Origin of the sequence: Promicromonospora sp. NPDC057488 (assembly GCF_042802395.1) — a bacterium.
Taxonomy (GTDB): domain Bacteria; phylum Actinomycetota; class Actinomycetes; order Actinomycetales; family Cellulomonadaceae; genus Promicromonospora.
Window position 1 is genome coordinate 138,061 of record NZ_JBHVEG010000001.1, and the last position, 8,440, is coordinate 146,500.

At 67.9% G+C, this 8,440-nt stretch carries 9 protein-coding genes; 5 read left to right on the plus strand and 4 right to left on the minus strand.

Annotated elements, in window-relative coordinates; all coding sequences use genetic code 11:
* Nucleotides 1–335 precede the first annotated feature (335 nt).
* Together ACFU5G_RS00585 and ACFU5G_RS00590 are read right to left on the minus strand one after the other, a co-directional pair.
* Nucleotides 336–872, minus strand: a complete 537-nt coding sequence (locus tag ACFU5G_RS00585; RefSeq protein ID WP_377239654.1) for a MarR family winged helix-turn-helix transcriptional regulator — start codon at nucleotides 870–872, stop codon at nucleotides 336–338.
* Between the two features lie 262 nt (nucleotides 873–1,134).
* Entirely contained in the window at nucleotides 1,135–1,722 is a 588-nt protein-coding gene (locus ACFU5G_RS00590; protein ID WP_377239657.1) for a TetR/AcrR family transcriptional regulator, read from the minus strand.
* A 172-nt stretch (nucleotides 1,723–1,894) separates the two neighbouring features.
* On the opposite strand from ACFU5G_RS00590, the gene ACFU5G_RS00595 reads away from it, so the two are divergent.
* Together ACFU5G_RS00595 and ACFU5G_RS00600 are read left to right on the plus strand one after the other, a co-directional pair.
* Nucleotides 1,895–2,650: an SDR family NAD(P)-dependent oxidoreductase gene (locus ACFU5G_RS00595; RefSeq protein WP_377239659.1), complete on the plus strand. Its 756-nt coding sequence runs from the start codon at nucleotides 1,895–1,897 to the stop codon at nucleotides 2,648–2,650.
* A 45-nt stretch (nucleotides 2,651–2,695) separates the two neighbouring features.
* Entirely contained in the window at nucleotides 2,696–3,637 is a 942-nt protein-coding gene (locus tag ACFU5G_RS00600; protein ID WP_377239662.1) for an SDR family oxidoreductase, read from the plus strand.
* Between the two features lie 31 nt (nucleotides 3,638–3,668).
* Here ACFU5G_RS00600 and ACFU5G_RS00605 read toward each other — a convergent pair whose 3' ends face one another.
* Nucleotides 3,669–4,274, minus strand: a complete 606-nt coding sequence (locus ACFU5G_RS00605; RefSeq protein ID WP_377239665.1) for a TetR/AcrR family transcriptional regulator — start codon at nucleotides 4,272–4,274, stop codon at nucleotides 3,669–3,671.
* A 60-nt stretch (nucleotides 4,275–4,334) separates the two neighbouring features.
* Between ACFU5G_RS00605 and ACFU5G_RS00610 the strand changes: the two genes are divergently transcribed.
* Nucleotides 4,335–5,843: a carboxylesterase/lipase family protein gene (locus tag ACFU5G_RS00610; protein ID WP_377239667.1), complete on the plus strand. Its 1,509-nt coding sequence runs from the start codon at nucleotides 4,335–4,337 to the stop codon at nucleotides 5,841–5,843.
* 46 nt (nucleotides 5,844–5,889) lie between these two features.
* Here the strand turns inward: ACFU5G_RS00610 and ACFU5G_RS00615 are convergent, their stop codons facing one another.
* Nucleotides 5,890–6,591: a TetR/AcrR family transcriptional regulator gene (locus tag ACFU5G_RS00615; RefSeq protein ID WP_377239670.1), complete on the minus strand. Its 702-nt coding sequence runs from the start codon at nucleotides 6,589–6,591 to the stop codon at nucleotides 5,890–5,892.
* Between the two features lie 113 nt (nucleotides 6,592–6,704).
* On the opposite strand from ACFU5G_RS00615, the gene ACFU5G_RS00620 reads away from it, so the two are divergent.
* Both ACFU5G_RS00620 and ACFU5G_RS00625 read left to right on the plus strand, forming a co-directional pair.
* Entirely contained in the window at nucleotides 6,705–7,451 is a 747-nt protein-coding gene (locus ACFU5G_RS00620) for an FAD-dependent monooxygenase (RefSeq protein ID WP_377239672.1), read from the plus strand.
* Nucleotides 7,452–7,491: 40 nt separating this feature from the next.
* The gene (locus tag ACFU5G_RS00625; protein WP_377239675.1) at nucleotides 7,492–8,247 is read left to right on the plus strand and encodes an alpha/beta fold hydrolase; all 756 of its coding nucleotides are present in this window, start codon (nucleotides 7,492–7,494) and stop codon (nucleotides 8,245–8,247) included.
* Nucleotides 8,248–8,440 lie beyond the last annotated feature (193 nt).

Consider the following 8,440-nt stretch of genomic DNA (forward strand, 5'->3'; position numbering starts at 1 on the left):
CTGGATCTCCGAGCTGGGTGCTGTTCGCCTCCGCCCACGTGAGCGAGGCGTGCGGGGGCTCCGTCGTAAGCAGCGCTGGGGTTTGCTGCTGGCCGGAGCGACGACTCGCCAAGGATGTCGGTTCGGAAGCCGCCCAGTTCGACCGGACGACGACTCCCACCGCAGTGACACAGCGAGCGGCCGAGCTTGATCACCATCAACAGCGGAGCGCATTCCACGCCGGCTCGCATCATCCGTTCCGGGACAACGCAGAGCTTGTGCCGCCCCGTGTGCTGCGTGTCCAGCACATCGGTGCTGGTGCAGTCGCTGCAATCGACCATCAAGGCTGCGTCAGATCAGGAGCCTGTCGCCGAGAGTTCGTTCAAGAAGCGGATGACGACGCCCAGATCGTGCGTATTCAAACGGCCGATCGCTTGGCGCTCGAGGGCCTTCTCCTGGTCCATCGCTTGCCGAACCAGGAGCTGCGCCTCTCCCGTAATTTGAACCATGATGCTTCGACGATCCATAGGGTGAGGAAGCCGGCGTACATGCCCGGCCCGGGCAAGCCTGTTCAGCATCTTCGTGATCGCCGCTGAGGAAAGACCGAGGTGATCGGAAAGCGCACGTGGCGTGACGACCTCCGCGCGGCTCTCCGCGGCGGCGGCGAACCGCAGCATCTGCATGTCCGCTCCACCGACCTGAAGTCGCTCGCGCAAGTCATCGGTGAGCCTGTGCTCCGCCTCACGCCATCTCTTCAACCCTTCCAGGACATGTACCACCTGGTCGATGTCGTTGTCCGTGAGCCCCGCCCGCCCAACGATCTCGTCTCCTGGATCCAGGACACGCGGATCGAGCAGTGACCGGCCTGGCAGTAATGCTGACTCGGGAACCACGTCAGGTTTCTCCTCCAGTTGCCAAGAGGGCCCCCTTGGCGTTAGGTACCGCCCACACCTGCTACACCTTTCAGGGATGCGCATCCGTGCGTGCTCGCACCTGGCGCAGCGGTTCCAAGATACTCGGACTTTGCGGCCTCATTGGCAGCAAACCCAGGAGGAGAAAAGTGCGCCTACGCGGTCCTGATCGGCTCGACCAGTCAGTAGGTGTGATCTCGTCGCGCTGGTCCGAGCCCGATCGCGCCCGACGGGAGAGCCGACTTCACCCGTGAGACCCTCCCTCGCTGAGCAGGCCGTCGAGCACCAGGTCGGTCATCAGGTCGTGATCGTCTGCGCCGTCCGGCCGCCCCACCCGCCGGGCCAGAGGCGGCTGGCTGTAGAGGCTGGACGGCGCCGTGATCAGGAAGTGGAACAGGTACCAGGGCATCGGTCGGAGCACCCCTCGCTCGACCAGCCGCGTGAAGAGAGGCTTGATCCCGTCGAGCCACGGCGCCATCAGCTCGTAGAGGTGGGCCAGCCGCGGTGACTCCACGCGCGCCTCCTGGTCCACGAGACGTGCGAAGTCCGCGGACTGTGACAGTGCGCGGTGCAGGGCCCGCACGGCGGCGACCATGCGTTCGAGCTCGTCGCGGCCGTCGTCGGCGAGCGCTGTGGCGATCTCCGGGCGTACCTGGTCGAAGGCGTGCTCCACGACGACTTTCCAGAAAGCTTCCTTGGATCCGTAGCGGTCCGAGATGAATGTGTGCCCCATGCCCAGGTGGGCGCTGAGCTGACGCAGTGACACCGCTTCGTAGCCGTGCTCGGCGAACGCTTCGAGGGCTCGCGCGAGCACCTGTTCCAGCTGCGGCACCCCTTCGTCGGCGGCCGGGCGGCCCGGGCCGCGCCTGCGGTGTGGTGTCTCCATCTGCCCTCCAAGAGGTTCTGAACAGGCTCTGACGAGAAATCCGACACCTGTCTGATTATGCTATCGGACACGGATGCGGTCATGAGGCATCGGCCGTCCATAGACGAGGGAGCGGAAGATGACTGATCTGTCGGGCAAGGTAGCGCTGGTGACAGGTTCGGCGCGCGGCATCGGGCGCGCGATCGCCCTGCGGTACGCGCAGTGCGGCGCCGGCGTCGTGGTCAACTATGCGCGCAGCGAGGAAGCCGCGCTCAAGACGGTCGCCGATATCGAGGCCGTGGGCGCGCGGGCCATAGCGATCCATGCGGACGTGGTCGACCTGGACGCGTTGGAGAACCTGTTTCAGAAGTCCATCGAGGCGTTCGGTCAGCTGGACATCGTGGTCGCGAATGCTGGCGTCGAGATCGTCGACCAGCCGATCAGCGAGGTGACCGAGGAGCAGTTCGACCGGCTCTTCGCCATCAACGCCAAGGCGACGTTCTTCACGCTGCAGAAGGCCGCCAGGTACGTCGCCGACCACGGCAGGATCATCAATGTCGGCTCGAGTACCACGGCCCTGGCCAACCCCGGCGTGGGCTTGTATGGCTCCAGCAAGATGGCCGCCCGGTACACCGTCGAGGTCCTCGCGCAGGAGGTCGGCAAGCGGGGCGTCACGGTCAACTCCATCATCCCGACGGCGATCGAGGGCGCTGGCGTCTTTACCCAGCTCCCCGAGGACCACCCGATGCGCGCCATGTTCTCGGCCATGCGCCCCCTGGAAGGCCGCTTCGGAACGCCCGACGACGTCGCCGACGCCGCCGAGTACTTCGCCGGTCCCCTTGCCCACTGGATCAGCGGCCAACACCTGCTCGTAAGCGGCGGCGCACCCGCATAGGGCCCACAACTGGACGCCGCTTCGAGGACACGAGAGAGAGTGACCATGCCACGCCGAATCATCGACATCACCATCCCCGACCTGCACGGAAAGCGCGCGCTCGTCACCGGCGCCAGTGACGGCATGGGCCTGGTCATGGCCTCCAGGCTCGCTGCCGCCGGAGCGGACGTCGTCATGCCCGTGCGCAACCCCCGCAAGGGGGAAGCCGCCGCCACCACGATCGTGGAAGAGGTCCCCGACGCGCATGTCACGCTGCACAGCCTGGACCTGTCCTCGCTCGACTCGGTTGGAGCGCTCGGTGAGACCCTGCTCAGGGAGGGCAAGCCGATCCACTACCTGATCAACAACGCCGGTGTCATGACTCCGCCGGACCGGCAGACCACCACCGACGGGTTCGAGCTGCAGCTCGGCACCAACCACCTGGGCCACTTCGCCCTCGTCGGACACCTGCTCCCGTTGCTTCGTGCAGGCCGGGCACACGTGACCTCGCAGGTGAGCATCGCTGCGAACCAGCACTCCATCAATTGGGACGACCTGAACTGGGAGCGCTCGTACAACGGCGACCGTGCCTACTCGCAGTCCAAGATCGCAGTCGGGCTGTTCGGCCTCGAGCTGGAGCGTCGCAGCCGAGCCCAGGGCTGGGGGATCACCAGCAACCTCTCTCACCCTGGGGTGGCCCCGACCAGCCTGCTGGCTCCTCGTCCCGAGGTCGGTCGCACCAGGCCGACACCGCGTCTCCGGCTGATCAGGACGCTGTCAGCCCGCGGCATCCTGTTCGGCACGGTGGAGACCGCCCCGCTGCCGGCGCTCATGGCGGCGACGGACCCGACTGCCAAGCCGGGTGCCCTGTACGGACCCAGCTGGCCCGGGCATCTCGGGGGCCCTCCGGCCGAGCAAGCAATGTACGGGCGGCTGCGCAGCACAGAGGAGGCACGCAGGGTCTGGCAGATCTCGGAGGAACTCACCGGCGTCAGGGTCCAGGGATAGCGCCCCGAGGCCCGCGTCCGTGGCACTGGGCCTACGGGCGCGGGCGAGCCCCGCGCAGGAAGTGCTCGATCGCCGACTCGACGAGCCCGTCGAGCAGTTCCGGCCGAACGATGTTGCCGTTGTGGAGCGCCGCAACGCCCTGCAGGGTCGCGAACAGAACGATCCCGACCCGCTCGTGGTCACCAGGCTCGAGCGCACCTTCTTCCTGCCCTTGTGCCATCACGTCGTACATGAGCCGGAATGGCGCGTCGGCCGCGGCCGCAAGGCGAGTCGCGCCCGGCCGGTGCTTGCTGGAGTACATCAGCTCCAAGAGGGCGGGGTTCTCGGTGGCGAAGCGGGTGTACTCGGTCCCGATGGCCCGCAGCCGTGCCGCGAAGCCTTCGTCCGCGGCCGCCAGTGCCCCCCGGAGCGCGGTGTCCAGGCGGGTGAACCCTTCCTCGGCGAGCGAGTCCAGGAGGGCCTGACGGTCCGCGAAGTATCGGCGCGGCGCGGCGTGACTCACTCCGATCGCCCGGGTCAGGTCGCGCAGCGACAGTTGGTCCACACCGTTCTCTCGAAGGCTCCGCTCCGCCCCTTCAAGCAGGGCAGCCCGCAGGTTCCCGTGGTGATACGGACGTTCGTCGATCGCGTCTGGCACAGAACCACGATATCAATGTCGCCATTGACAACATTGTTGCCACTGGCTACTTTGCGTGCCATGACTACGTCAACGAGTCTCGTTCGCACAGAGTTCGGCACAGTCCAGGGCATCACTCGCGACGGCCTGTACCTCTTCCGGAACATCCCGTACGCGGCACCGCCGTTCGGTCGCAATCGGTTCCGCCCACCGGTTCCACCCGAGCCGTGGGACGGGGTCCGCGACGGAACCAGGCCCGGCCCCGCAGCGCCTCAACCGGCAGGTCAAGGCCTTCTCGGCACCGTCTACGGCCCGCCTGGTGTCGGCGAGGACTGCCTCACTCTTGAGGTCTGCACACCAGACCCCTCGACTGTCGGCCTCCCGGTACTGGTCCACATCCACGGCGGCGGATTCTTCTCCGGTGCCGGCTCAGCTCCGGGATACTCCGGGCAAAACTTCGCGCGACACGGCATCGTGCACGTTGGCATCAACTACCGGCTCGGAATCGACGGCTTCCTCTACCTCGGCGACGGCACGGACAACCTCGGCCTGCGCGATCAGAGTGCCGCCCTGGAATGGGTACAGCGCAACATCACGGCCTTTGGCGGCGATCCCGGCCGGGTGACCATCTTCGGCCAGTCCGGTGGAGCGGTCAGCGTGTTCGACCACCTGGCGATGCCCGCCTCACGTGGGTTGTTCAGCCGCGCCATCGCACAGAGCGGACACCCCGCATCGACCGTCGACGCGGACGAGGCCCTGCGGATCACGAGACAGGTCGCGCGCCGACTGCGCGTCGCACCGACCGTTGAGGGCCTGCGCGACATATCGATTCCCCGGACGGTAGCCGCGACACAGGCAACACTGGCGCGCTTCGGTGCGGGCATCCTGACGGGCGATCGTCGAGCACTGTTGCTCAGCCCGTTTCGAGGGGTCCACGAGACGGAGTCCCTTCCATCGTCAGCCTGGCGGCTGGCCAAGATCGGATCAGTACAGGCGAATCTTCCGGTTCTGACCGGCACCGTGCGCAATGAGGCCGTCGAGATCCTGACCATGATCGGCAGCAGCCCTTGGCTGGCACCCTTCGTCCGCCGCGGCCTGCGGTCGGGGATCGGGATCGACCGCGCCCTGCGCAACGCCTACCGCAGCGGACCACGCCACATCACGAACCCTTCCGCGGTTGCCGAGGCCGCCTGGACCGACTGGGGATTCCGGATGCCCACGCTCCGCTACGCCACTGCGCGCACCGCGCCGACCTGGGTCTACGAGTTCCGCTGGCAGGCCGAGACCCGCCCTCCGCTGCGCGGTGCGTCGCACGGCATCGACCTCCCCTTTGTCCGAGACGACCTCGAGCGTGTGGCCGCTGCAGGCGATGCCGGGCACGAGCTGCTCGGGTCGCATCCACCAGTCGAGCTGGCCACCGCCATGCACGCCGCATGGGTTCGGTTCGCGCAGACCGGCGACCCGGGTTGGGCGCCCTACACCACCGATGATCGGACCACCATGGTCTTCGATAGCAGGTCCGAGGTGGTCGCCGACGCTGCCGGCCTCGAGCGGCGCGCTTGGGAGGGCCGCGCCCTCCACGGGATGTGAGATCGGCCCCACCCCGCGGCACCGCGGGGACAACACCACGAGCCGATCAGACGCCAGTCGTCGCGGGCCGTTCCCGAGGACGCAGGACCGCCGAAGTAGGCCGGTCCGGGGCTGCGACCTCGACGAGCTGGTCGATGGCGTCCTCCAAGGCATCGAGCACCTCTGGCATGGCGGCGGCGATGTCGGCTGGATCGGCGTCAGCTCGGTCGTAGGTGGCATTGACCAGGTGTTCAGCAGCGTTCAGGAGAACCTCGCGCATTTCCGGGCCCTTGAGCCCGACGATCACCGAACCGGCCATCACGATCTTAAACGCGGAGACGATCTCGGCCGTCGGCACGCCCCGGACCAGGCCGTGCGCCTGCATGATCGAGATGATCCGGTGCAGCGCGAGACCGGGGAACTCGTCCGAATCAACGGGCGAGCCCGGATCGCCCGGCACCTGGGGTGCCAGGCTCGGGACCTCCAGAACGGCGGCGATCTCGCGACGGACGACATGCCCCACACTCAGGCGCGTGACGCCGCTGCGTAGCTCGTCGGCGAGACTCGCCAGGAGCGCGGCGATCTCGAGCCGCACCACGGCGTCATGAAGCCTCGTCTTGGTAGGCCAGTAGAGGAAGACGGTTCCCTTGCCGACACCGGCGCGGGCAGCGACGGCGTCGACCGTCGCGTCCTGCCCGCCGCCGCGGAGGAGCAGCTCCCGCGCGGCAGCCAGGATCGCCTCCGCGCGGTCCTCCACCGGACGTGCCATCACCACTCCCTCTCTCACGACCCCGCCCATCGTAGTCCGCAGTTCTTGACCGCAGGCGAGTCTGTGGTCAAGAATCAGATCACGTCGTTCGTACTTCGAGGAGAGGGGTCGGCATGAACAAGCCACGCGCGCTGGTGGTCGGGATGGGTATAGGGGGTCTGGCGACGGCCTTGCGCCTGCACGACGTCGGTTGGGAGTCCGTGCTGGTGGAGCGAGCGCCCGAGCGGCGCGGCGCCGGCTACTTCGTGGCGATGTTCGGCTCCGGGACGTCGGCCGCGGAGCGCCTCGGGGTACTGGACACGATCGGCGACCGGACCAGTCCCGGAGCGATCACCTACGACGTCGAGCGGGATGGGCGTCGCCGTCCCGGCATGGGGTATGGGGACGTACCCGGTGCGCCGCGCCTCCTGCTGCGCGGTGACATCGAGAGTGCCCTGTACAACGAGGTAGCGCCGCTGGCCGACCTGTTCGACTCCGTGCACCAGGTCGTGATGCCGAGCTGGCACACCGACCGCGTCGTGCTGGTCGGTGACTCCGCCTGGTGCGTCACCCTGTACTCAGGCATGGGGGCCTCCAGCGCGATCGCCGGTGCCGACCTGCTCGGCACCGTCCTGCAGCGCAACCCCGGCAACCCCGGCCGCGCACTGCGCGAGTGGGAGATGAGACTTCGTCCGTTCATCGCCACCCACCAGGAGCTCGGTCGCCAGGAGCTCGTGACCTTCATCCCGCAGACCCGCAGGGACAAGCGGACCCGGACGATCATGCAGACCCTGCTGGGCAACCCGACCGGCAAGCGCGTCATGCAACGGATCCTGGCCCCGAAGTTCCGGCCGAAGGCGATCGACGTGGCCGCAGCCTGATCTGCCCGTCGGATCCGATCAGCTCAAGGAAAGGGGGAGCATGCCTGTCGTCTTCGTGCACGGCGTACCCGAGGCCGGAGTGATCTGGAACGGGCTGCGCACGCATCTGCCCGACATGCCCACGGTAGCGCTCGACCTACCAGGATTTGGCCCGCCGCGACCCGCAGGGTTCACCGCTACGAAGGACGACTACGCCGCCTGGCTGGTGGACGCACTGCACGAGCTCGACGGCCCGGTCGACGTCGTCGGCCACGACTGGGGCTCTGGCATCGTCTTGCGAGCAGTAACTGCATTCGACGCGCCCGTGCGGAGCTGGACGGTGGATACCGGGGCGGCCTTCCACCGCGACTATGTATGGCACGACCTCGCCCGGGTGTGGCAGACGCCCGGTCTGGGGGAACAGTGGATGTCCGCCTTCGTGGGCGGAGCAGGCGGCGCGCCGGGCCGCGTCCGAGCCGCGCTTCGCGCCGCCTTCGCGAACGAGGCCGACGCCGCACTCTTGGGGACGAAGCAGAACGAGATCATGGGGGCCTGCATCCTCGACCTGTACCGCTCGGCGGTACCCAACGTATTCGCGGACTGGGGCGACGCGCTCACCAAACCGACCCCCACGCCTGGACTCGTGCTGCAGGCGACCGCCGACCACATCGACGACGCAGCCGCGTCCACCGAGGTTGCCGGCATGCTGGGCGCGCGCACCGCCACGCTGGACGGCCTTGGGCACTGGTGGATGCTGCAGAACCCAGCGGCGGGAGCCGCCGCCCTTCGCACCTTCTGGGCCATGCTCGACCGTTGACCCGCCTCGGAGGCGCATCGTCGTCGACCACGCTGCGCGGACACGCTCGACGTGCGAGTCATGGCGTCCGGCGGTCACCATGACAGCGCCGATCGCCTCGGTGTTCGGCCCCCTTGCCGGAGCGGCACACACCGAGGCGATCGGACCATTCGCAGTGCTGGCCCGGCACGGGAGACCCGGGCCGGGCCAGCAC